This window comes from Rhodoferax sp. GW822-FHT02A01, assembly GCF_038784515.1.
In the GTDB taxonomy this organism is placed as follows: Bacteria; Pseudomonadota; Gammaproteobacteria; order Burkholderiales; family Burkholderiaceae_C; genus Allorhodoferax.
The window spans coordinates 5135711-5158248 of record NZ_CP152376.1 but is presented as its reverse complement, the minus strand read 5'-3'; the positions used below and the strand labels follow the sequence as shown (position 1 = coordinate 5158248).

The following is a 22538-nucleotide window of genomic DNA, read 5'->3' as shown; positions in this document are numbered from 1 at the left end:
CGCCCTCATATGTGCTTAATATGCGGCGGTTATAAGATGGAATGCGTTTTTTTGTAGACAGGACGAAGCCATGAAAAATATTGTTCGCACCTCATTTCTGACCGCCGCTGTGTCGTTGTCGTGTGTTGTTGCCATGGCGCAACTTAGTTCACCCTTGGGAAACACAGGCATCCCCATGGGTACCGGGGCGGGCGTGCACAGCCCCAACAGTCCGTTCGCGCCCTTGCAGGATCGTGCTGACGTGCTGCCCTGGTCGGTACTCACTGCGGTCAAGACCAAGGTTGAGAAGAACCGTGTGTTGCCGGTGTTTCCCGGCAATATTCAGGCGCTGAATCAGAAAAGCCAGCGCATCCAGGGTTTCATGATGCCGCTGGACCCGGGAGAGAAGCAGAAACACTTCCTGCTGAGTTCTGTGCCGCTGACCTGCGCATTCTGTGTGCCCGGCGGTCCTGAGAGCATGGTGGAGGTCAAGACCAAGACACCGGTGAAGTACTCCCTGGAAGCCGTCGTCGTGGAAGGGCAGTTTGCCGTGTTGAATGACGACCCCTACGGGCTGTTCTACCGCATCACGGATGCGGTGGCGGTCAAGTAAGCAGCCTCCGACCGGCTCCGCTCAGGGAGCCAAGCGTTCACGCAACCACCCTCCGTCGGCCTGCAAGGTGTAGCGTAGCCGGTCATGCAGGCGGCTCTTGCGCCCCTGCCAGAACTGCCAGTTATCCGGTTTGAGACGGTAACCACCCCAATGCGGCGGACGTGGCGGCTGCAACATGAATTGCGCAGCGTACTTGGCCGCGTTGGTCATCAGGACGGTGCGCCCCGCAATCACCTCGCTTTGTGGCGATGCCCAGGCGCCTATGCGGGAGTCCAGCGGACGGCTGTGAAAGTAGGCGTCGCTTTCTTCTACGCTCACACGCTCGACCACTCCTTCGATGCGCACCACGCGCTCCAGCTCAACCCAATGAAACTGCAGTGCAGCAAATGGGTTGCCCGCCAGTTCGCGGCCTTTGCGGCTTTCGTAGTTGGTGTACCAGACGATGCCGCGCTCGTCATAGCCCTTGATCAGTACCACGCGCGTGGATGGCCGCAGGTCGCTACCGACGGTGGCCAGCGTCATGGCATTGGGTTCGGGCACCTCGCTGTGAATGGCTTCCTGCAGCCACTGCTCGAACTGCTGCAGGGGGGCCGCATGCGACGCGTTCTCGTCGAGCTCGGCGCGCTCATAACTCTTGCGAAGTTCTGCAATCGATTTCATAGGTTGTGTGAGGTTTTGTGAAAAAAAAGAAGCAACTGTTTGAGAAATTTATGCGATGGGCTAGGGCATACCCTCGGGAAATTTCAAGCACCGGCTCGTATTCTCTTCCCTAGCGGACGACGACCCGCTCTGTAACGTAACAAAAATTCAGGAGACAAGCCGATGAGTACTGCGTTTCAAGTCAATGGCAAGGCGGTGACCGCCAACGCTGAGCCCGATACCCCGCTGCTGTGGGTCATCCGCGACGAGCTGGGAATGACCGGCACCAAGTTTGGTTGTGGTGCTGCATTGTGCGGCGCCTGCACCGTGCACATCGATGGCAAGCCGGCACGCTCCTGCCAGGCGCCCCTGTCTTCAGTGGCTGGCGCCAAGGTGTCCACCGTCGAAGGCCTGTCCACCGATAACAACCACCCCCTGCAGGTGGCGTGGATCAAGCACGATGTTCCCCAGTGCGGCTACTGCCAGTCAGGTCAGCTGATGAGTGCGGCGGCCCTGCTGGCTTCCAACAAGAACCCCAGCGACACCGACATTGACAACGCCATGAGCGGCAACATCTGCCGCTGCGGCACCTATCCCCGTATCAAGGCTGCCATCAAGGACGCAGCTTCCATGATGCGCAGCGCCTGAGGAGTACCAACATGACTACATCCCGTCGTACCTTCCTCAAGAACTCCGCCGTGCTGGCTGGCAGCGGCCTGCTCATGGGTATCTCCATTCCCACCGCCCTGCAAGCGGCAGGCACTGTGCATACTCCCAATGCCTGGGTGCATATCGCCGATGACAACACCATCACGCTGATCTCGGCCAGATCTGAGATGGGGCAGGGCGTTTACACCTCCATGCCCATGCTGATCGCCGAAGAGCTGCATGTGGACCTGCGCAAAGTGAAGGTGCGCATTGCGCCGCCCAACGCCAAGCTGTACGGCAACCCGCTGCTGGGTGGTCCGCAGCTTACGGGCGGCTCCACCTCCGTGCGTGACGGCTGGGAAAAGCTGCGTATTGGTGGCGCGCAAGTGCGCGAAATGCTGATCACCGCCGCCGCAAATGCCTGGAAGGTGGACCGCAGCACCCTGACGGCTGCCGACGGCTTCATCCTGGGCGCCAATGGCAAGAAGTCCAGCTATGGCTCGCTGGCTGCGGCGGCCTCCAAGCTGCCGGTCCCGGAAAACGTGGCCATCAAGGACCCCAAGGACTTCACCATTGTGGGCAAGCGCACCAAGCGCCTGGATACGCCCGACAAGGTCAATGGCCAGGCCCAGTTTGGCATCGACGTCACCTTGCCTGGCATGGTCTACGCAGCGCTGGAACAGTGCCCGGTGATTGGCGGCAAGGTCAAGAGCTATGACGACTCCAAGGCCAAGAGCATGCCCGGCGTGCTGGCGGTGGTGGAGATCCCGGACGGCGTGGCAGTGGTGGCCAACAGCTGGTGGCGCGCCAATATGGCGCGCAAGGCGCTGAGCATCAATTGGGATGAGGGCCCTGGCGCCAGCCTGAATGAAAAGGCGATGCTGGACGGCTTGCGTGCAGCATCCAAGACCGGAACGCCTATTCCGCTCAAGGCTGTAGGCGATCCGGAGGCTGTGATTGCCGCTTCCTCCAAAGTGATTCGCGCCGAATATGCCAGCCAGCTGCTGTCGCACTCGCCGCTGGAGCCCATGAACTTCACCGCGCACTACGAGAACGGCAAGATGCGCCTGATCGGCCCCACCCAGTGGCAGGATGCGGCGCAGAGCCAGATCGCCAAGGCCGTGGGCCTCAATACCGAGGACGTGTCGGTGGAAACCACCTTCCTGGGCGGCGGCTTTGGCCGGCGTATCGACATCGACTTCATCATCCAGGCCGCACAGATATCCAAGGCTGTGGGCAAACCGGTCAAGCTGGTGTGGTCGCGCGAAGACGATATGACCCACGACTTCTATCGCCCGCAGGCCATCCACACCATGGCCGCGGCCCTGGGAGCAGACGGCAAGCCCACCGCCATGACTTTCCGCCTGACCTCGCAGTCGGTTACCGGCCGCGTCTTCGGCCTGCCCGCACCGGTGCAAGACCCGTTGATGACCGAGGCCGCGGTTGCTGCCTACAACATCCCTGCCTCGCGCCATGACGTGGTCAAACACGACGCCGGTTTGCGCGTGGGCTACTGGCGTTCGGTGAGCCATGCGCTCAATGCCTTTGCCAATGAGAGCTTTGTGGATGAGCTGGCTCTTGCAGCTGGCCAGGATCCGTACGCCTACCGCATGAGCCTGCTGGCGGACAAGCCGCGCTTTGCCAATGTGCTCAAGCTGGCTGCCGACAAGGCCGGTTGGGGAACACCCCTGCCACAGGGACATGCTCGGGGCATCGCCTTGATGGAAGGGTATGACACCTACATGGCCCAGGTTGCCGAGATCAGCCTGGAGCACGGTGCAATCAAGGTTCACAAGGTCACTGTCGCTGCCGATCTGGGCCGCATGGTCAACCCTGATACGGTGGAGGCACAGATCCAGTCCAGCGTCATGTTCGGCCTGGGTTCTGCGACCATGCAGGAGATCACGCTCAAGGATGGCCGCGTGCAGCAGTCCAACTTCCACCAGTTCCCCATCGTGCGCATGTCGCAGGCCCCGGTGGTGGACATCGTGCTGGTGGAGAGTACCGAGAAGCCCGGCGGCATTGGTGAGCCGGCCACGGCGCTGGTGGCGCCGGCAGTGGCCAATGCGCTGGCCACGCTGACAGGCAAGCGTCTGCGCAAGCTGCCTATGACGGCACAGGCCATCCAGTCCGCCTGAGACTGTGTAAAGGCACGACATGGAAAGTCTTGACCTGAGGGTGTTGGAGGACGCGCTGGCCTGGCGCCGCGCAGGCCACGCGGTCACGCTGGTGACCGTGGTGGAAACCTGGGGCAGCGCGCCGCGCCCGCCCGGGGCGCTATTGGCGGTGCGCGACGACGGTGTGGTCAGTGGTTCGGTATCCGGCGGCTGTGTGGAGGACGACCTGATCAGCCGGACCAAGGCCTCGCTGAACCAGCCTGAAGCCGAGCGCACCACCAAGCCCGGCATGATCGCCTACGGTGTGAGCAAGGAAGAAGCGGCGCGTTTCGGTTTGCCCTGCGGCGGCACCCTGCGTCTGGTGCAGGAGCCTCTCATGGCTACTGGCTGGATTGAGGAGGTGCTGCAACGCACGGCAGAGCACCAGTTGGTGTCGCGCTCGCTGACGCTGTCCACCGGTGAGGTGGTCCTGAAACCAGCACAGCGTGGCCAGGCCATGCGATTCGACGGCTTGGTGCTGACCACCTTATTCGGGCCACGCTGGCGCCTGTTGCTCATTGGGGCAGGCCAGTTGTCGCAGACGGTTGCCGGCATGGCCAGTGCGTTGGACTTCGAGGTGCTGGTGTGCGATCCGCGCGAAGAGTACGCGCATACGCTATTCGAGCGGCCCATGGCTAACGTGCGCCGCGTGCATGGCATGCCCGATGACGTGGTGCGCGAAATTCAGCCCGATGTGCACACCGCCATCGTCGCGCTGACGCATGATCCCAAGCTTGACGACATGGCGCTGTTGGAGGCCCTGGACAGCGAGGCGTTCTACGTGGGGGCACTCGGATCACGGCGCAACCAGGAAGCGCGCAAGAAGCGCTTGGCCGAGCACTTTGATATGACGGCCCACCAATTGGAACGGCTGCATGGTCCTGTGGGGTTGCGCATTGGTGCGCGCACACCTGCGGAAATTGCCGTGTCCATCTTGGCCGAGATCGTCCAGGTGAAGAACACGGTAAGTGCCGTCGCAGCTTCCAGTGTGTCCGCCTGCGCGGTTGCGTGAACCAGTTGCCGGGATTGAAGAAAGAACCGCATTGTCTTTGCCGGTAGACCGTGCATCACTACCCACCGTGCTGGTGCTTGCCTCCGGCCGGGGCGAGCGCTTCACCGCGTCGGGCGGCCGCGTCCACAAGTTGCAGGCAGACCTGGTGGGGAAAACGGTGTTGCAACGCACCTTGGACGCCGTGCGCGCCACCGGTTTGCACTGGCACCTGGAGGATGCGGGTCACCCCGGCATGGGGGATTCGATTGCCGCCGCCGTGCGTGCCACCCGTGATGCGGCAGGCTGGTTGATATTGCCTGCTGACCTGCCGCTGATTGCTCCCCAAACGCTCTTGGAACTGGCGACTTCCCAACCGGACGCCGAGGTGCTGGTGCCCTTGTTTGAAGGGCAGCGTGGGCATCCGGTGCGTTTTGCGCGTGCCTGCGGCGATGCACTGGCGGGTTTGAGTGGCAGCCGAGGCGCTGCGCCCCTGGTGTCCCGGTTCAATGCGGTTGAGTTGTCGGTGCGGGATCGGGGTTGTGTGACCGATATTGACACTCTGCAAGACCTTGCTGATGCTGCGCAGTTGCTGCAATCCGGTGCGCTGCGCCAGCCCTAATAGTTTTCGCGGGAGTAGATCAGCGGGTTTCTATAGACATTGAAGCTGGCCCGCGCTGAAGGCGCGGCCACGCCACTGCCCCAGTTGTACATCAGCCAGTCTGGCACTGTCGCGGTCACCGTCATGGTCTTGTTACTGCCTCCGGTATTGCCAGCGCCTGGCGCCTTGAGCCAGACATTGAAATTGCCAGCAAAGCCTGCTGTTCCACTGCTGTCGGTACCTGTGACACCGCCTTGCAGAAATTTCCGGTTGGCCTTGGAGCCGGTTGCAGCAGCAGTGCAACCCTTGCCGGAAGCGCCGGGGCTGCCGCTATCCCATACGCAGGTATTGGCCTGCAGCGTGGTGTTGGTCCCTGAAAAAACCAGGTACGGGCTCACCAGCGTGGTGCAGGTATCCGCTGTATTTTTGGTCCAGTAGGTTCCGCTGTAGTACTCTGACCACATGGGTAAGGCGAGATCCAGCAGCTCGGAACCATAGGCGTTGGACATGCGCACACGGCCGCTGCGAATGGGCATATTGACTCTCGCCCCGATAGACGCCGGATTGTCGGTATCTGCAGCACCTATGGACGCGGTGATCGGCGCGGTGGGGTTGACGTTGAAGGTGTAGGTGGCAGCGGCACCGGTGAGTGACGCGACGCCATTGCCGCTGAAGTTGGCGGCGGGCATCTGCGGCATGGTTCCATACCCGGTGCTGTCGGCAAGCGTAACCACGCGTGCGAAATTCAGTGCCGGATTGGAGCTGTTGCCCGCATAGTTGAGCAGAGTTCTGCCATCAGAGGACTTGGCTGTCACAGTGACGCTGGCGAACGGTTGTCTGTCATAGGTGAAGCTGTTGCATGAGTTGCTTGCGCTCACATCGAAGTGATCTGCATAAAACCGCCCGATATTTCCGCTGGAAGTGCCCGTGACATTGACCGTTCCCATGTAATTGCCAGACTTCAGATTGGGTGTGAGCTGCACTATCCCGGCCTCCGACCAGCTCACAGTGGCGGTTCCTACGCCATTGGTAAAGTTGAAGTCGCTCACCACAGTGATGGCGGGGTTGTCGTTCAGATTCAGGCCAGAAGGAAGGGACTGGGCCAGCGCAATACCTTCCTTGGCGGACTCCTGTCCGAAATTGGGTGTGACCGATGGTGTGGCGCAGCCATTGAGTGCCTGGGCCGTCACCCGAAACGACGAGCCGGCTGACACAAACCTGGAACCATTGGCATCGGCGGCAGCAGGGTTGGAATTGCCCGCCATGTCCTTGATGGCGGTGATTGCAAAACTGGCTGGCGCAAAAATGACGGATGAGCTGCCCGTCACCGTGGTCGCCGCAGAGTCCCGCACGTTCAGGGTGACCTTGCCCACGTCGGAGTATTTGATGCGTACCTTGGCCTGTGCCGAGCTGTCAAACGTGGCGCTGATGGTGGCCGGGCTGGTGTTGCTGGTGGGCGTTGCATTGCTCAAGGTCTTGGTCGTCACCCAACTGTCGGTGCTCAGTGTGACCGGCAAGGTGCCGGAAGAGGGGTCGGTATAGCTGAACCAGTACTGCAGGTTTTTGGTCGTGCTGGCGTAGCTCGCGCTGCAGGCCTTGATGGTTACCAATCCGGAATCCGCGCATGACTGAACCGAAGCGGTTGGAAATGTCACGCCAAATCCAGAAGTGGACTGGCTCACCGTGATGGAGCAGGGTATGGTGTTGTTGGTAGTGGTGCCTCCTGGTGCTACGCAATCCGATGCGGTACTGCTGTTGACCATGGCTGGGAAGATGGTTTTGGTCCGGTCGATGTCGGGCGTGATGGTTCCGCTGCTGGTCTGGGATAACTGCAAGGTGGCCTGGCCGTTGAGCAGGGTGACAGAGTCGCCGCCAACCCAGCCAGTCGGTTTTAAGGTCACATAGACATCTGTTCCTGTAAGCGGGGAGCAGGCCGGGCTGGCAGCCGTGCAGGCGGTCACCTTCATGGTTGCCGCTTGACAGGTATCCATCGATCCCACCACGCCGTTCCGGACGGGCAGCTCGAATCGGAAGTGGTTGATCACCGGGCTGGCCGAAACCATCTTGGTGGCGCAGACCTGCAGATTGGTGAGCTCGTGGATATTGGTGGAGCCACCCGTGCCGCCGGAAAACGACAACCAGAAATTCGTTGGAATGGAGGGCAGTTGTGTGCTGGCGCCAAATACGCTTTGGAGCGCGGCCATCAGATTGAAATAGTTGACTGGTGTGGAGTACGTCGTGCCGTCTGTGCTGCGCTCCACCTGAATCCATTGCTCACCTGGAACCCGCGAATCAATGGAGATGCGGAAATAGTCACCAGGGCCACCGCTCGCAGTGGACGAGCTGAGGGCGGGGGAGAGGCTGTTAGCACTCGTCAGGTACGGATAGCCATTGGCATAGTTGCTTGCAGTGCCTGACGTGTAGAAAGAGTTGGACGGTCCTCTGATGGTGATCGAATTGGATTTGGCGCCCGGACCCAAATAGCGGTTTTCCGTGGGGTTGGAGAAGTTGCCGAATTCGTCAATACCAACACCCAACCATCCGCCGGCAAAGCCCGGTGAATTGGCAGGGCTGCTGTATTGGGCATAGCCCAAAGAGCCGCCGCTGCCGCCAGCAACCGGATTGACCTTGGCGTCTGAAAAGATCGTGACGATGCCGTCTGCTCCACTGCTGTTGGGATAGGCGTAATGCTGAAACGTGACTTGCACCAGATTGCCTGCTGCAGGGAAGAGGCGCTGAAGGATGGCCAGTGTGGCCTGGTTGCCGGTGTTCTGAGTCAGTTGCAGCCGATTCTTGCCCGTATTGATCAGCGGGTTGAATCCGCCTTTGGAATTGCTCGTAACCCAATCACTGCCCAACGAAGAGCGGGCGAAGTTGTCGGTAAAGCAGGTGGGCGCATTTGCTGCCGTCAGTGCGACCATCTGCCCGATATTGGCTGCGTTGGCGCCGCTTGCCGATCGGACGCCGGTCAGCCCGCTGGCACCATAGGTTTCGGTAGCAAGCGCCGCAGCAACCCCGGGCCCGGCGCTTGCACTGCCATTGCTGGGAATGACCATGGTCCCGGTGGATATGGAAATGGCGCTGGAGGATGAAGCGCTTGCAAAGAACCCTACCAACAGCGAGTTGGCGCTTTGCGCCGCAACTTCCGGATCAGTGATGGTTGTGCCTGAGCTGGTGCCAGAGCTGTAGGCATTGACGGGAACGCTGGTATCCACGCCGCGGGCATCCAGCAGTATCAAGGTGGCATGTACCGCACTGGCAAAGGTCCAGGTGTAGCTGGCCGGCTCGGTGTTGGAGCGCACCTTGTAGTACACGCGTTGCTGCAGGCCGGTGGTGCTCTGTGCAATGGTCGATAGCTCGGTCCAGCCAGCGCCTATGCCAGTGACGCTGGTGCTTGCGTTGTCCATCGTCAGTTGCATCAGCATCACATCCGCACGGGTGGCGGAGCCAAGCGGTGCAATGCTCAAGGTGGTGGAGGCGGTAGCCCCTGTGGTGGATGAGTTCGCTGCCACCACGCTGACGGCGGCAGAGATCGAACCTGCAAAGCTGAAGCAAATCGCCAATAAGAAGAGCTTGATCTGCAATTTCACTTCAGCGCATACCTGGGTTGATCTTGCGAGTCATTCTATGCGCTGGGCCATTCGCCAAAACCGTTCGGAGATGCCTCTCCTCGGGCCGGTCGACGGCTGAGTGGCAGGATTTTGCCCTGCCACTCAGCCTCAAAGATCGTCAGTTGTCGGAATCTGTTGCAGCGTCATTGCGGGCCACCTTGAGCTCGCCCAGCACGACGCTCAGTTCCCGGCTCTTGCCTTGGTGCCAAACCTGGACCTTGACCTTGGAGCCGGGCGTCAGGTCACTGACCATCGGCGGCAACTCGTTGGCGCGGTCTATGGTCTTGCCGTTGAATTGCAGCACCACGTCACCCGGCGTTACACCGGCCTTGTCCGCTGGGCTGCCGCGCTCCACTGAGCCGACCATGGCGCCGGTGGGTTTGTCCAGGCCAAGGGTTTTGGCCAGCTCGGCATTGACCGGCTCAATGCCAATTCCCAATCTGCCGCGGCTGACCTTGCCATGGTCCACCAGCTGGCGCTCCACCTTCATCGCTACATCAATCGGAATGGCAAACGACAGCCCCTGGTAGCCGCCGCTACGGCTGTAGATCTGCGAGTTGATGCCAATCACCTCACCGGACATGTTGAACAGCGGACCGCCGGAATTGCCGGGGTTGATGGGCACATCAGTCTGCAGGAATGGCACATAGCCCTCGTCGGGCAGGGTGCGCGACTTGGCCGACACGATGCCGGCAGTCACCGTGTTCTCCAGGCCGAAAGGCGAGCCGATGGCCACTACCCATTCACCTACGCGTGCGCGTTGCGGGTCGCCGATTCGTACCGTGGGCAGGTTGCGGGCATCGATCTTGAGCACGGCAACGTCCGACAGCTTGTCGCTGCCCACCACCTTGGCTTTGAATTCGCGTGTGTCGGTGAGCTTGACCGTCACCTCATCGGCGTTGGCTACCACGTGGGCATTCGTCAGGATCAAGCCACTGGGGTCCACGATAAAGCCCGAGCCCAGCGCATGCACCGGCGTCTCGCTGGGTTGAGGTGCCTGGAAGCGGCGAAACAGCTCGGCAAAGGGGTCATTGGGGTCGCCGTCGGGAATGCCGCGCTGCCAGCCGGAAAAGCGGGTCTTTACCTTGCCGGACACGCTGATGTTCACCACGGCCGGACCCTGCTGTGCGGCCAGGTCGGCAAAGTCGGCGCCGATGGCGTAACGCGTGGTTGGCGTGCCTGCCGCAACGCTCTGCTCAGTTGGGGCGGCAACTGTTGCCGTGGCGGTACTGCGCTGCGAATAGGCGTAACCGCCTATGAAGGACGTGGCGACCAGCAGGGCGGCAATGGTCATGCGGAACAAGGGATATGTGCGTGATCTTTCCATGGTGGATGCTCCTTTGCCAAAAACACGGATCAGATAGGGTCTGGCCTCAGTTTTTGCAACGGTTGAAGATGCCGCCAATGCGTCAAACTTTGGCAAGGGTTTTGCAAAGTTTTGTGAACGAAAAAGCGAGGACGTGGGCCCGCTGGAGCCCACGGTTCTGTACCCCGCTGGTAACTCCAGGCATTCCCAAGCAGGGATTTCCAAGTTACCATCCATCATGTAATTTAGTTACAACCTTTCCGGAAAACCCGCCATGGCCACATCCAACTCCGCACCCGCACTCCACCCCGTCGTTGAAGCGGTGACCCGCCGCATCCAGGAGCGCAGTGCACCGACGCGCGGTGCCTACCTCGCGCAAGTGGACACGGCCATCCAGCGCAAGCCCGGCGCCGAGCGCATGGGTTGCGCCAATGTGGCGCATGCCTTCGCTGCCTTGCCCGGCAACGACAAGTTCAAGGTGGTGGCAGAAAAGGCTCCCAACATCGGCATCGTCACCGCCTACAACGACTTGCTTTCCGCCCACGCACCGCTGCAGCACTATCCCGACATCATCAAGACCGAAGCCCGCCACCTGGGCGCCACCGCTCAGGTGGCGGGTGGCGTGCCCGCCATGTGCGACGGCGTGACACAGGGCTTTGAAGGCATGGAGCTCAGCCTCTTCAGCCGCGACACCATTGGCATGGCCACCGCCATTGCGCTCAGCCACGATGTGTTTGATGCGGCCCTCATGCTGGGTGTGTGCGACAAGATCGTGCCAGGCCTGCTGATTGGCGCCTTGCACTTCGGTCACCTGCCGACCGTGTTCATCCCTGCCGGGCCGATGACATCGGGCCTGTCCAACAATGAAAAATCCAAGGTGCGTGAAAAGGCAGCACAGGGTCTGGTGGGCCGCGAGGAGTTGCTGGCGGCGGAATCCGCCGCCTACCATGGCCCCGGCACCTGCACCTTCTATGGCACGGCCAATAGCAACCAGATGCTGCTCGAAGCCATGGGCCTGCACGTGCCGGGCACGGCCTTCATCAACCCCGGCAATGCGGTGCGCGAAGAGCTGACCCGCGAGGCCGTGCGCACCGTACTTTCCATCACCAAGGCCAAGCGCTTCGCGCCCATTGGCAAGCTGGTGGACGAGCGCTGCATCGTCAACGCCATGGTGGCCTTGCTGGCCACCGGCGGCTCCACCAACCACCTGATCCACTGGGTGGCCGTGGCCCGTTCGGCCGGCATCATCATTGACTGGAACGACTTTTCTGCGCTGTCCGATGTGGTGCCTTTGCTCAGCCGCGTGTATCCCAATGGCAGTGCCGATGTGAACCAGTTCCAGGCCGCAGGCGGCCCTGGATTCGTGATCGGCCAGCTGCTGGACGCGGGCTTCATGCATGCCGACGTGCTCACCGTGCGCAGCGGTGGCTTGCGCGAATTCGCATCCATTCCTGCGGCCGATGCGCAGGGCAAGTTGCAATGGACCGAAGCCGGTGCCAGCAAGGACGAGAGCGTGGTGCGTCCCGCATCTCAACCTTTCAGCACCAGCGGCGGACTCAAGCTGCTGCAGGGCAATCTGGGTCGTAGCGTGATCAAGATTTCGGCGGTGCCGGAAGATCGCCACGTTATCGAAGCGCCGTGTCGGGTATTCGACTCACAGGAAGCCTTGCACGTAGCCTTCAAGGCGGGCGAGCTGGACCGCGATGTGGTGTGCGTGGTGCGCTGGCAAGGACCCCAGGCCAATGGCATGCCGGAATTGCACAAGCTCACGCCACCGTTGGCTGTGTTGCAGGGCAAGGGTTTCCGGGTGGCGCTGGTAACGGATGGGCGCATGAGCGGCGCCTCTGGCAAGGTACCTGCAGCCATCCATATGTCGCCCGAAGCAGCAGCTGGCGGTCCTTTGGCCAAGGTGCGCGATGGCGATGTGATTCGCCTTGATGCCAATGCAGAGATGGTTCAGGCCCTGGTGGACCCGGCCGAATGGGAAGCCCGTCCCCTGGCTGCCATGCCCGAAGCGCTGCGTGCAGCCAATGGTGTGGGTATGGGCCGCGAACTGTTTGCCAATATGCGCCGCAACGCGCTGGCAGCGGAGCAGGGTGCCTGCACCTGGTTCTGATGCACCGAACTTTTTTGACCAAGGAATCGAGATGAGCACTTCCGAGAAATTTTCTGCCCTGCAAGTGATGACCGATGCACCGGTGATCCCGGTCATCGTCCTCAACGACGTGGCGCACGCCGTTCCCATGGCCCGCGCCCTGGTGGCCGGTGGCATCCGCATGCTGGAAGTGACGCTGCGCACGCCGCAGGCGCTGGCCTGTATCGAAGCCATTGCCAGAGATGTGCCCGAGGCCGTGGTGGGTGCCGGAACCGTGCGTTCCAAGGCCGATGCGCAGGCCGCCGCGGCTGCTGGCGCGCGCTTTGCCGTCAGCCCCGGCTACACCTCCACTGTGGGTCAGGCCTGTCGCGACGCCGGTTTGTCCCTGCTGCCCGGAGTGGCGACTGGCGGCGAAATCATGATGGCGCAGGAAGACGGTTTTACCGAACTCAAGTTCTTCCCCGCCATGCAAGCTGGTGGACCTGCCATGCTCAAGGCCTGGAGCGGCCCATTCTTTGATGTGCGCTTCTGCCCAACCGGCGGTGTGACGCTGCAGAACGCCCCCGAATTCCTGGCTCTGCCGAATGTGGTCTGCGTGGGCGGCTCCTGGCTGGTGCCGGCCGATGCCGTACAAAAGGGCGAGTGGGCGCGCATTACCCAACTGGCCAAGGACACGCAAAGCCTGCGCAAGTAGGCGGTTCTGTCTGCACCTATCCATTCAAAAGGGGCTGCGGCCCCTTTTCCGTTGAAGAAGGAGCTGAGGCTCATCGCCCGGGCGTCAAACAAGTGTCATTGCCATCCAAATGTCGTAGAGTGTGATGAATCATTCGAATCAGGAGCAGTCATGACAATCCACTGGAATGACACATTCAACATTGGCAATCAGCAGATTGACCACCAGCATCGGCAACTTTTCAGGATCGCCAACCGCTTTTTGGGAGCCAGTTCAAAGGAAGAGCAGTTGCATTGTGCGGAAAGCCTATTTGAATATACGCAAAGCCATTTCGTGTACGAAGAGTCGCTGATGCGGGCCGTGAACTTCCCCGGATATGCGCAGCATGTGCGCTCGCATCAGGTGCTGACCCACCGCTTGCAGGAAGTGAAGGAGCAAATCCTGAACGATTCTCTGGACAAGAAAGCGCTGGAGGAGTTCATCAGGCACTGGGCCCTGGAACATATTCCGGCCGACGATTCAAAGCTTGCCGACTATATGGAAACCCAGGAGACCATGCGAGGCGAATTGAGCTGAATTGGCAGTCGCGTCACTGACCGCACCAAGAATGAACAACGAAAGGGCTTGATGTTTATCCAATGGAAGGAAGAGCTTGCGCTGGGAAACGCCCTGATAGACACGCAGCACCGCATGTTGATGTTGCTGTGTCGAAAGCTGGATATCGCCATCAAGACGGGACAACCGCAACGCACCGTCCGTCGGGTGCTGCTGGAGGTGAAAAAATTCACCGAATTCCACTTCATCAGCGAGCAAAACCTCATGCACGAGATCGGCTATCCCGATGTGGAGAAGCACGCAAGAATCCACACGGAACTGCTGATCGAGATCCAGGTGCAGTTGTCAAGAATTCAACATGGCGTCGAGTTCCCGGAAGACGTTCTGTATGAGCTCCACGAATGGTTTTCCAAGCACGTGATCAATGAAGACCTGCAAATCGCCACCTACGTGAAGTCGTCATTGCAAAGACCTATTGGCGAGGACCTTTACGAAAAGTTCCTCTTGCAGGGTGGCGAACCTTGAGCGCCGGGCGTCGCAGCTACTTCCTCGAGTTCAGTTGAATCAACTCGATCTTGTATCCGTCCGGGTCTGTGACAAATGCGATTACCGTCGTGCCACCCTTGACTGGCCCGGCTTCACGCGTCACATTGCCACCGGCAGCCTTGATCTTTTCGCAGGACGCATAGGCGTCCTCTACGCCCAGCGCAATGTGACCGTAGGCGGTGCCCATCTCGTACTGTTCCACGCCCCAGTTGTAGGTGAGTTCGATTTCAGCTTGTGCCGGGTTTGCCTCAAAGCCCAGAAACGCCAGGGTGTACTTGTATTCGGGATTCTCCGAAGTCCGCAGCAGTTTCATGCCCAGCACTTGGGTATAGAAGTCGATGGAGCGTTGAAGATTGCCAACGCGCAGCATGGTGTGTAGGAATTGCATGCCGCAGATTGTGGCGCAATTCATTGCCCTGCGCATGCCGTGCGGCAGAATGTCGGACGCCAGACCAGTCCATTCTTGAGAGTACGCGATGACCTATTTCACCCAAGTTGTTTTGTTTACCGACGTCGATGGACGTGCCCGTTTTCGCGAGGACCGCATACCTTATACGCAAGGCAACCCGCAGTCCATGTTGACCGAAGTGTTTGCTTCCGGCGGCTTTCAGCTGCGTGTGAGTCCGGTGGGGTTTCGCAGCTCCTTCCATTGCACCGGAGCACCCCAATGGGTTTTCATCCTGGCCGGTCAGATGGAAATTGGTATCCAGGGCGGAGAGTCTCGCATCTTCAAGCCGGGTGAGCATTTCTATTCGGCAGACGTGTTGCCCGAGGGTGCTGTATTCGACCCGACGGTACACGGACACTGGAGCCGGCAAGTTGGCGCTGAGCCCTTGCAGACTCTGTTCGTCAGGGGCTAGCCGCTCACGGGCATGCCAGAGGGCGTCTCACTTGCGCAATTGCATGTTGAAAACCATGGCGTTAATGGAAGCGACTACCTCCGGCATATGCAGGAACTCATTGAGACGCGTCAGAGTGGGCAGGCTCAGGTAAGAGTGCACATGGAAAAACTCCACGCTGTGCTCCTGTGATAGATCGAACGTCGACAGGTCCTTGATCTCGCCGTAAGCCAAGCGTTCGCCCAGCCTTGCGCACACGTAGCAAAACGCCATGCGGGTGCTGCGCTGCAGCTGGGTGCTGTCGCAGGGTGTGACCAGCACGGAATCAATGTCACGCACATTGTTCACGATGCTGTCGGGCAGCTCCCATTCGCGCATCAGCAGGCTGCCGATTTCGGCCGCACTGAGCCCCAGTTCACGCTGCTCCACGCGGGCGCGCTCCAGCATGCCCTTGGCCATCATGGGCATGACCAGACTCTTGGGCAGCAGGGAGTGGCTGGCCACATGGCCCAGAAAGGACAGAACGACCTGGGTTACCAGGGTACCGGGTTCGGGCAATTGCAGCAGTTGCGCCAACTTGTAGCAGAGCTCGCTGGCAAAGGCACTGGCGTTCCAGAGCCCATCGAAGATCTTCTTGACTTCAGGGTCCTCGGATTGGAAGGACTCATCGAGCATGTACTGAAGGCAGATGCTGCGCACCGTGTTCATGCCCATGAAGGTCACCGCTTGGCCAATACTGCTCAAGGGCGACTTCAGACCGTAGAAGGGGGAGTTCACCACCACCAGGACCTTGGCGGCGATCTGCGGCTCGGCCATCACGATCTCGCTCAGTTCCGAGGTGTTGGCCGAAGCCAGGAACTCTGGTGAAACCAGCTTGTGCAACGCGCTCGGCGGCCGCGGTATGCGCACCAGCATGTCCACCACCGCTTGGGCCTCTTCCTCGGAAAGGTCGGCGCTGCGGGTGAACTCAAAGCCCTTGAGCATGGCTTCGATGTGTGGATTGGCGACGCGGACGATGCTGCGCATGGCAGGCTGGGCCGCAGCGGGCACTTTGGCAGTCGGCATGGGCGGCGGCGTTGCCGGCCCGCTCACCGGATGCCGTACAGACGCCTTGGGCGCGGATCCGCCTTTCTTGAGCAGAAAAACAATCCCCACGGCGGCCAGCACGGCCAACGCCAAAGTTATATATGTCACGTCAATCGGCTCCCTAGGCCTGAGGCGCAAATCGCGCCGTTTATGGGAACCGATTTTGGACTATTTTTGGCAGCTTGCTTTTTAGCGGTTGGACGAACCCGGACCGCGCGGGCCGCGCGGACCATTGCTGGGGCGACCGAAGCTGTCACTGCGTCCACCAGCATATCCACCGCCGCCGCCATTGCGGTTGCCACCGCCATAGCTGCGTCGGGCACCGCGCTCGGCCATCATGTCCACGCTGGTGCGCATGGGATCAGGCTGGCCGCCGGGTACACGTGGTTCACGTGGTTCATTGGCAAAGCCTGCGGGCTGGGGTGCTGCGCCGCCTGGGCGACCACCACGGCCTTGGGCGTGTGCCGGGCGTTGGCCTTGTGGGCGAGGGGGTTGGAATTCACCATTGCGGTCGTTGCGATCGCCGCGCGGTGCACCTTGGCCTGCGCCATTGCCACCACTACGACCCCGGCTGGCACCTTGGCCGCCGCCGTTGCCTCGTCCGCCACCATTGCCAGCGCCAGCGGCGCCCTTGTTTTCGCGCACGCGTTGCAGCATTTCGGTGCGGGCTGCCTTGGCGGCCGCCTGCATGACGTCGCGGCTGGGCGGCTTGCCGGCACCGCCCCAGATGGTCTGGCGTCCCATGGCAATGGGTTCGGCCTTTTCACCGGGTTCGGGCGCAAAGCCTTCAACGACCTTGACTTCAATGTTCTGCTTGGTGAAGCGCTCGATGTCCTGCATGAAGCCTTCTTCGTCCAGACACACCAGATTGACGGCGGCACCATCGGCGCCAGCGCGGCCAGTGCGGCCAATACGGTGCACATAGTCTTCGCTGACGTTGGGGATCTCGTAATTGACCACGTGGGGCAGGTCGTCGATGTCGATGCCACGGGCTGCAATGTCGGTAGCGACCAGGGCGCGCACGGCACCGGTCTTGAAGCCCGACAAAGCCTGGGTACGGGCGGCCTGGCTCTTGTTGCCGTGCAGGGCCATGGCGGTGATGCCGTTCTTCTCCAGGAACTCGGCCACGTTGTTGGCGCCGAACTTGGTGCGGGTGAACACCAGCACCTGGCTCCAGTTGTTCTGGTTGATGATGTGGGCCAGCAAAGCTTTCTTCTTGCCGCGACCCACGGGGTGGATCACCTGGGTGATGCGCTGCACGGTGGTGTTGCGCGGTGTGACCTGCACGCTCTGCGGATTCTTGAGCAGGTTGTTGGCTAGGTCGCGGATCTCGTCGCTGAAGGTGGCCGAGAACAGCAGGCTTTGCTTTTCCTTGGGAACCAGGGCCAGCACCTTCTTGACGTCATGGATGAAGCCCATGTCCAGCATGCGGTCGGCCTCGTCCAGCACCAGCATCTGCACCTGACCCAGGTCCAGCATGCCTTGTTGTTGCAGGTCCAGCAGGCGGCCGGGAGTGGCCACCAGGATGTCCACGCCTTTTTTCAGCTTGCTGATTTGCGGGTTCATGCCCACGCCGCCGAAGATGACGGTGCTGGTGAGTTGCAGGTATTTGCCGTAGGTGCGGACCGACTCTTCCACTTGGGCCGCCAGTTCACGTGTGGGAGTCAGCACCAAGGCACGGATGCCGGTGCCGCCGAATTTGTTCTGGGCGCTGCGGCTCATGGTCAGGCGGTGCAGCATGGGCAGGGTAAATGCTGCGGTCTTGCCGGTGCCGGTCTGGGCGCCGCCCAGCAAGTCGTGGCCGGCCAGGACCAGGGGGATGGCTTGTGCCTGAATGGCGGTGGGGGTTTCATAGCCCTCTTCGCGTACGGCCTTCAGAATGGCCGCAGCCAGATTCAGTTCTTCAAAGTTCATTGGTTTTTTGGCGCCTTTCCAGGCGCAGGGTACCGGCCGTTCCACTGGCGAAAAGCCAAGCGGTCAGTCAAAGGCAGATGGATTCAAAAGGTGGGGCGCAATGTGTTGTTGAGCCCCCAGCAAGGTGCTGGCATTGCGGGCAACTGAAGCGCCGCAATGCCCGTATTGTCGCACGTTGCGGGCACGAGCGCTTGCAAACACGTTTGCGGCCTGCGCATCTGTGGCTGCGAGAGGGCCGGCTTGTAAATTATTGTGAAAGCCCGAGCGGCTGGTCTAGTCACTGCTGCAGCGTGCTGACAAAATGTCTTCACGATGAGCAAATTCAAGTTGCGCCGTTTGGGCGTCTCCCACGATTCCGGATTTCACCAGCCCACATTGCAGGACTGCCTGGAAGCGGTGCTGGAGCGGAGTGAGCCGTTGATGGACGATGTGCTGACTGGCCTCGACGCTTCCCTGACCCCAGTCATGGGCCAGACAGCCACCATCAAGGACGCCGCAACCCGCGAAGCCATTGCCGCCTTATGCAAGCGGGCCGCGCAAGTCCGGCCCTCCTACGCTGCTCATTTGCGGCAAATGGTCATGGGCGGCGGCAGCCAAGTGCAGCCCGGTCGCCAGGCCATGCATTTCGATGACTTCCAGTTTCTGGACTCCGCGCAACTCGATGCCAACATCGAAGCCGCGCACAGCCTGCAGTCGGTGATGATGGCCGTGGAGGAGGTGCTGCCCAGATTCAACGCCATGATGAGCAATTTGATGGGGTGGTCCACTGTGCAGGCCCAGCTCAATCCGCTCAGGCCCGAAGCCTTCAGCGCGGCATTGCGCGCTTGCCTGGAGGAGTTCATTGGTGAGCCAGCCATCCGCTCGCGCATGATTGGCGTCGCATCCGGCCTGCTGGGGCAGAGTCTGAGCCGCCTGTATCGCGAGGTGATCGAGTGGCTGCGTTCTCAGGGAGTGGAGCCGGTGCATATGACTTCGGTCAAGACTGCCGGTCTGTGGAACCCGAAAAAATCCCAGGACAGCACCGTGACGCGCACCATGCTGACGCTGGACAAACTGCGGCGTCTGCTCTGTGGCGAGCTCGATCCCCATCCTGTGCCCGATGATCGCGTCGATTTCGCGGCCACCATTCCGGCCTCGCTGGAAGCGCTGCAGGACCTGAAGCTGGTTGAGCCCATGATGAAGCGCCTGTCCGATCGCGCCGTCAAAACCCAGGCCAGCCGGACGAAGGCGGTGCCCATGCCGGTGGTGGATATGTTGGACCCTGCCAGTGAACAGACACAGCGCAGGCATCTGGGTGAGCAACTGGGGCGGGAGGTCGTGTTGCTCATGCTGGAGAACCTGATGAAGGACCGCCGCCTGTTGCCGCAGGTGCGTGCCAGCTTGCAGGCACTGGAGCCGGTGCTGATTGAGCTGTCGCAGAACGACGGCCGTTTTTTCAGCGAGCGTCACCATCCGGCACGCCAATTTCTGGACCGCATGACCCATCGCAGCCTGGCCTTCGCCAATGAGGCAGCACCTGGCTACGCGGCCTTTCAGAAGACATTCGACAATGCGGTGCGTGTGCTCTCCACCGCGGCGGCCGAAGCCGCCTCTTTTGCCCGCATTCTGCGCAAGATCGAAGAGGACTGGTCGCAGGAAGAGGGAGGGCGCCAGCAGCGCGCGGCAGAAGCGGCGCGCGGCTTGTTGCGGGCGGAGCAGCGCAATTTGCTGGCGCGTAACCACAGCAAGCAGTTTGCCGAGCGCATGGCAAACATGCAGGTGCCGCATTTTGTGGCGGCCTTTGTGCGCGGGCCCTGGGCGCAGGTAGTGGCCGAAGCCCAACTCAATCTCACCGATGGATCCGTCGATCCGGGCGGTTATCAGGCCCTGGTGGACGAGTTGCTCTGGAGTGTTCAACCGCAGTTGATACGGAACAACCCCGGGCGATTGCTGGCAACGGTGCCGGAGATGCTGGTGACCTTGCGCAGGGGCCTGGGCCTGATTTCATTTCCGCAAGAGCGCATGTCTTCGTTCTTCGACGCGTTGATCTCCTTCCACGAAAAGATTCTGGACGGTGCAGACGTGGCCAAGGCAGCAGGCTCGGACGATGCAGCCGTGCCGGTGGCCAAGAAGGTGTCGGAGGACGTGTCCGACAGTTTCTGGATGGCAGCGCCCGAAGTGGCCGACTCCGGCTACATGGATGCTGCAGCACTGCGCACCGCTTCTTCAGACGGCGCAATCGCAAATCTGGAGGGGGCCGACCGGCGCGTATGGCAGGTGGACCGCCTCACGACCGGTGCCTGGGTCGATTTGATGGTGGGTGACGACTGGGTGCGGGCGCAGCTCACCTGGGCCAGCCCGCAGCGCACCTTGTTCCTGTTCATTTCCGGCAAAGGCACCACCCATTCCATGTCGCGCCACACCCTGGACAAGCTCAAGGAAGCTGGCCGCATCCGTCTGGTGACGGATGCCCGTGTGATGGACCGCGCACTGGATGCCGTGGCACAGGCCGCCATGGATAACGAACTGCGCACCAAGTCCGGAAAAGAAGGCGAATAAGCGGGCGTCGCGGGGCATTTGACCCCGCGCAGTCGATAATGCAGGTTTTACGTTCTCCAAACACACTGCATCGCAATGGCCCAATACGTTTTCTCCATGAACCGCGTCGGCAAGATCGTGCCGCCCAAGCGCCACATTCTCAAAGACATCTCTCTTTCCTTCTTCCCGGGTGCCAAGATCGGTGTGCTGGGAACCAATGGTTCGGGCAAGTCCACCCTGCTCAAGATCATGGCCGGCATCGACAAGGAAATCGAAGGCGAAGCCATTCCCATGACGGGCCTGAACATCGGCTACCTGCCGCAGGAGCCGCAACTGGACCCGACCCAGACTGTGCGTGAAGCGGTGGAATCCGGCATGGGCAGGGTCTTTGCCGCCAAGGCACGCCTGGAGGAGGTCTATACCGCCTACGGCGCCGAAGATGCGGACTTTGACGCGCTGGCCGCCGAACAGGCCGAGCTCGAAGCCATCATCGCCACAGCGGGCACCGACTCCGAGCACCAGCTGGAAATCGCCGCCGACGCATTGCGTCTGCCTCCCTGGGAAGCCAACATTGGTGTGCTGTCCGGTGGTGAGAAGCGCCGCGTCGCCTTGTGCCGCCTGCTGCTGTCCAAGCCCGACATGCTGCTGCTCGACGAACCGACCAACCACTTGGACGCCGAATCGGTGGACTGGCTGGAGCAGTTCCTGCAGCGCTACTCCGGCACGGTGGTGGCCATCACCCACGATCGCTACTTCCTGGACAACGCTGCCGAATGGATTCTGGAACTGGACCGTGGCTCCGGCATTCCCTACAAGGGCAACTATTCCGACTGGCTGCAACAGAAGCAGGCCCGTCTGGAAGCCGAGCAAAAGGGTGAAGAGGCCCGTGCCAAGGCCCTGAAGAAGGAACTGGAATGGTCGCGCCAGAACCCCAAGGCGCGCCAGGCCAAGAGCAAGGCCCGTCTGGCCCGCTTTGAGGAACTGAGCGACTACGAATACCAGAAGCGCAATGAAACCAATGAAATCTTCATCCCCGTGGCGGACCGTCTGGGCCATGAGGTGATCGAGTTCGTGAACGTTTCCAAGTCCTTTGGCGACCGGCTGCTGATCGACAACCTGAGCTTCAAGATTCCCGCTGGCGCCATCGTCGGCATCATCGGCCCCAATGGCGCCGGCAAGTCGACCTTGTTCAAGCTGATTGCCGGCAAGGAAAAGGCCGATTCGGGTGAAGTCAAGATCGGCCAGACCGTGAAGATGGCGTTCGTGGACCAACACCGCGATGACCTCTCCAACGAAAAGACGGTGTGGGAAGACGTCTCCGGCGGTCTGGACATCCTCAATGTGGGCAAGTTCCAGATGGCCAGCCGCGCGTATTGCGGTCGCTTCAACTTCAACGGCTCCGACCAACAGAAGAAGGTGGGCATGCTCTCCGGCGGCGAGCGCGGACGCCTGCATCTGGCCAAGACGCTGATTGCCGGTGGCAACGTGCTGATGCTCGATGAACCTTCCAACGATCTGGATGTGGAAACCCTGCGCGCCCTGGAAGACGCCTTGCTGGAATTCGCCGGCACCATGCTGGTGATCAGCCATGACCGCTGGTTCCTGGACCGTATCGCGACCCACATCCTGGCCGCCGAAGGCGACAGCCAATGGACCTTCTTCGACGGCAACTACCAGGAGTACGAAGCCGACAAGAAGAAGCGTCTGGGCGAAGAGGGCGCCAAGCCCAAGCGCATGCGCTACAAGGCGCTCAAATAATCTTGCGCTGCTAA

General features: G+C 61.0%; 19 protein-coding genes. 13 read left to right on the top strand and 6 right to left on the bottom strand.

Annotation, left to right across the window (positions count from 1 at the left end):
- The first annotated feature begins 133 nt into the window (after positions 1-133).
- A complete protein-coding gene (locus AAGF34_RS24370) occupies positions 134-592 on the top strand; it encodes a DUF3299 domain-containing protein (protein WP_342621174.1) in 459 nt (152 codons plus the stop codon).
- A gap of 21 nt (positions 593-613) precedes the next feature.
- On the opposite strand, the gene pdxH is transcribed toward AAGF34_RS24370, so the two are convergent.
- The gene (pdxH, locus tag AAGF34_RS24365; protein ID WP_342618298.1) at positions 614-1252 is read right to left on the bottom strand and encodes a pyridoxamine 5'-phosphate oxidase; all 639 of its coding nucleotides are present in this window, start codon (positions 1250-1252) and stop codon (positions 614-616) included.
- A 162-nt stretch (positions 1253-1414) separates the two neighbouring features.
- Here pdxH and AAGF34_RS24360 point away from each other — a divergent pair, with 162 nt between their 5' ends.
- The 4 genes from AAGF34_RS24360 to AAGF34_RS24345 are packed head-to-tail and all read left to right on the top strand — an operon-like array spanning position 1415 to position 5645.
- On the top strand, positions 1415-1879 hold the full coding sequence (locus AAGF34_RS24360; RefSeq protein ID WP_342618297.1) for a (2Fe-2S)-binding protein: 465 nt from the start codon (positions 1415-1417) through the stop codon (positions 1877-1879).
- An 11-nt stretch (positions 1880-1890) separates the two neighbouring features.
- Positions 1891-4017, top strand: a complete 2127-nt coding sequence (locus AAGF34_RS24355) for a xanthine dehydrogenase family protein molybdopterin-binding subunit (protein ID WP_342618296.1) — start codon at positions 1891-1893, stop codon at positions 4015-4017.
- A 19-nt stretch (positions 4018-4036) separates the two neighbouring features.
- Entirely contained in the window at positions 4037-5047 is a 1011-nt protein-coding gene (locus tag AAGF34_RS24350) for an XdhC family protein (RefSeq protein WP_342618295.1), read from the top strand.
- 31 nt (positions 5048-5078) lie between these two features.
- Positions 5079-5645 carry an NTP transferase domain-containing protein gene (locus AAGF34_RS24345; RefSeq protein ID WP_342618294.1) on the top strand — a complete coding sequence of 189 codons (567 nt, stop codon included), beginning with the start codon at positions 5079-5081 and terminating at the stop codon, positions 5643-5645.
- Here AAGF34_RS24345 and AAGF34_RS24340 read toward each other — a convergent pair.
- A complete protein-coding gene (locus AAGF34_RS24340) occupies positions 5642-9091 on the bottom strand; it encodes a DUF6701 domain-containing protein (protein ID WP_342618293.1) in 3450 nt (1149 codons plus the stop codon). The genes AAGF34_RS24345 and AAGF34_RS24340 overlap by 4 nt on opposite strands.
- Between AAGF34_RS24340 and AAGF34_RS24335 the strand changes: the two genes are divergently transcribed.
- On the top strand, positions 9084-9314 hold the full coding sequence (locus tag AAGF34_RS24335) for a hypothetical protein (RefSeq protein WP_342618292.1): 231 nt from the start codon (positions 9084-9086) through the stop codon (positions 9312-9314). The genes AAGF34_RS24340 and AAGF34_RS24335 overlap by 8 nt on opposite strands.
- Positions 9315-9353: 39 nt before the next feature.
- Here the strand turns inward: AAGF34_RS24335 and AAGF34_RS24330 are convergent, their stop codons facing one another.
- The gene (locus AAGF34_RS24330; RefSeq protein ID WP_342618291.1) at positions 9354-10562 is read right to left on the bottom strand and encodes a Do family serine endopeptidase; all 1209 of its coding nucleotides are present in this window, start codon (positions 10560-10562) and stop codon (positions 9354-9356) included.
- A 253-nt stretch (positions 10563-10815) separates the two neighbouring features.
- On the opposite strand from AAGF34_RS24330, the gene edd reads away from it, so the two are divergent.
- From edd to AAGF34_RS24310, 4 genes are all read left to right on the top strand, one after another.
- Positions 10816-12657 (top strand): phosphogluconate dehydratase, encoded by a 1842-nt coding sequence (gene edd / locus AAGF34_RS24325; protein ID WP_342618290.1) that lies wholly within the window; start codon positions 10816-10818, stop codon positions 12655-12657.
- 31 nt (positions 12658-12688) lie between these two features.
- Positions 12689-13330: a bifunctional 4-hydroxy-2-oxoglutarate aldolase/2-dehydro-3-deoxy-phosphogluconate aldolase gene (eda, locus tag AAGF34_RS24320; protein WP_342618289.1), complete on the top strand. Its 642-nt coding sequence runs from the start codon at positions 12689-12691 to the stop codon at positions 13328-13330.
- Between the two features lie 150 nt (positions 13331-13480).
- A complete protein-coding gene (locus tag AAGF34_RS24315) occupies positions 13481-13885 on the top strand; it encodes a hemerythrin family protein (protein WP_342618288.1) in 405 nt (134 codons plus the stop codon).
- A 51-nt stretch (positions 13886-13936) separates the two neighbouring features.
- A complete protein-coding gene (locus tag AAGF34_RS24310; protein ID WP_342621173.1) occupies positions 13937-14389 on the top strand; it encodes a bacteriohemerythrin in 453 nt (150 codons plus the stop codon).
- Positions 14390-14405: 16 nt separating this feature from the next.
- Here AAGF34_RS24310 and gloA read toward each other — a convergent pair whose 3' ends face one another.
- Positions 14406-14798, bottom strand: a complete 393-nt coding sequence (gloA, locus tag AAGF34_RS24305) for a lactoylglutathione lyase (RefSeq protein WP_342618287.1) — start codon at positions 14796-14798, stop codon at positions 14406-14408.
- 88 nt (positions 14799-14886) lie between these two features.
- Here gloA and AAGF34_RS24300 point away from each other — a divergent pair, with 88 nt between their 5' ends.
- Positions 14887-15270 carry a hypothetical protein gene (locus AAGF34_RS24300; RefSeq protein WP_342618286.1) on the top strand — a complete coding sequence of 128 codons (384 nt, stop codon included), beginning with the start codon at positions 14887-14889 and terminating at the stop codon, positions 15268-15270.
- Positions 15271-15297: 27 nt separating this feature from the next.
- Here AAGF34_RS24300 and AAGF34_RS24295 read toward each other — a convergent pair whose 3' ends face one another.
- Positions 15298-16443: an HDOD domain-containing protein gene (locus tag AAGF34_RS24295; RefSeq protein WP_342618285.1), complete on the bottom strand. Its 1146-nt coding sequence runs from the start codon at positions 16441-16443 to the stop codon at positions 15298-15300.
- Positions 16444-16524: 81 nt separating this feature from the next.
- Positions 16525-18249, bottom strand: coding sequence for a DEAD/DEAH box helicase (locus AAGF34_RS24290; protein ID WP_342618284.1), 1725 nt, complete (start codon positions 18247-18249; stop codon positions 16525-16527).
- 312 nt (positions 18250-18561) lie between these two features.
- On the opposite strand from AAGF34_RS24290, the gene AAGF34_RS24285 reads away from it, so the two are divergent.
- Positions 18562-20787: a DUF1631 family protein gene (locus AAGF34_RS24285; RefSeq protein ID WP_342618283.1), complete on the top strand. Its 2226-nt coding sequence runs from the start codon at positions 18562-18564 to the stop codon at positions 20785-20787.
- 75 nt (positions 20788-20862) lie between these two features.
- Positions 20863-22524, top strand: coding sequence for an energy-dependent translational throttle protein EttA (gene ettA / locus AAGF34_RS24280; RefSeq protein ID WP_342618282.1), 1662 nt, complete (start codon positions 20863-20865; stop codon positions 22522-22524).
- The last annotated feature ends 14 nt before the right edge of the window (positions 22525-22538 follow it).